This window comes from Pediococcus damnosus (assembly GCF_001437255.1).
In the GTDB taxonomy this organism is placed as follows: Bacteria; Bacillota; Bacilli; order Lactobacillales; family Lactobacillaceae; genus Pediococcus; species Pediococcus damnosus.
In genome coordinates this window covers 1-1,460 of the sequence record NZ_JQBD01000160.1, presented here as the reverse complement: position 1 = coordinate 1,460, position 1,460 = coordinate 1, and the positions used below count along the sequence as shown (strand labels likewise).

The window sequence follows — 1,460 nt, the reverse complement described above, 5'->3', positions numbered from 1 at the left end:
GGTTCTTCGTCAACTGTTGTTGGTGAACAAAATATTGGAGTTCTAATCACTTGGTGATTAGAGCTCTTTTTGTATGAACTCGAAAAGCGAACAGCACTCTTAGCCGGAATCTGAAGAAGTTTCGGTAACCAAATCCAGTGCGTTTAATGACTTTAATCTTGTTGTTTGAACCTTCTAAGGGCCCGTTGGTGTAATGGTGAGTAAAGGTATTGCCAATTTCATCATGATGAGTCGCTAGGGTCTGGAGGGTTGCCAACATCTCTTCCGAGCAGCCCTCTAAGTGATGGAATACTTGATTATAGTTGGGCCAATCACGGTTTTTGATGGTTTCACGTAACCGATTCATCACGTTGTAAGTTTGCTTGAGCTCGGGATCAATGTCCAATAAAGCATCAACCACATCAGTGGCAGTCGCTGGATAAGGGAAGTTTGTCCACTTACGGAAAGCTTCGTAGTTGAGGTGATTTTCCGGCGTTAATAATAGTTTCCAATAGCGTTTTAGGGCGTGATACTCGCGTGAGGAAGTCGCCAGGGTTTTCATGAGGCGCACCCGCGTCTTATTAAAAGCTCGATTTAAAGCGTTAACCAAGTGGAACGGATCGATGACAACGATGGCGTTCGGAAAGATCTGCCCCACCAATTTGGGATAGGTATAGTTCATATCGGTGACGATAATTTTCACATTTTCTCGCGCAGCCTGGTCGTAATGCTGGAAATACTTTTGAAGCTGATAGATGGTCCTAAAGGGTAACAGGTCGATCAATTCGTGGGTTTCCGCGTCCATAAATTCAAAGCTCATCGCGTCGGTGGCGCTCTTAGTGCTTTTAACTTCGTCCATGAGGAGAACTTTTGGTAAATAGTGCCAGTTGGTTTGAAAGTCCCGTTCAGCGCGCAAGAGCTGCCGACCAACGAATGAATCCGAAGTGGATAACTCATCGGCAATGTGTTTGAGCGAAACCGGTTCGGTCAGTTTTTCTAAGCATTGTTTGCGGGTCGTATTTGAAATCGTGCAGTGTTTCGGCACCGCATTCGTCTGCGCCAGGAAATTGGTATGACAAGCCTTACAGTGAAAGTTTCGCCGATTGAGACACAGGATAACGGTGCTGCCCAATGTTTTTGCGAATCTAATGGTGGTCTTCCGCCAACCATAGCCAATAATTTGGTGATCATTGATAATCCCACAATTGCGGCATGCCTTGGGGGTGTAGTTTAGGGACCCCACCAATCGAATCACTCCATCATCACCCACTTGTCCTTCCTCAATTATTAAGTGTTCATCATCTATTCCTAACAACATTTTCGTAGTATCATTTGACATAGGGCATTTCCTTTCTTGACTTAATTCTGTGGTGGGAGCAAGTTAACGGACGGGAGATGTCCGCTTTTTTATTCTAATGATAAACAAAAAATCTGTCATCAGTAATAGATAAAAATCTATTACCAACAACAGATATTGTAGA

At 44.0% G+C, this 1,460-nt stretch carries 1 protein-coding gene; it reads right to left on the bottom strand.

Going from position 1 to position 1,460, the window contains the following annotated elements; all coding sequences use genetic code 11:
* Nucleotides 1-46: 46 nt before the first annotated feature.
* A complete protein-coding gene (locus IV84_RS10380; RefSeq protein WP_035181568.1) occupies nucleotides 47-1,318 on the bottom strand; it encodes an ISL3 family transposase in 1,272 nt (423 codons plus the stop codon).
* Between the last annotated feature and the right edge of the window lie 142 nt (nucleotides 1,319-1,460).

What these genes read in the sequence shown, in the direction of transcription:
- IV84_RS10380 (WP_035181568.1), bottom strand. Translation starts at nt 1,318, where the DNA reads ATGTCAAATGATACTACGAAAATGTTGTTAGGAATAGATGATGAACAC.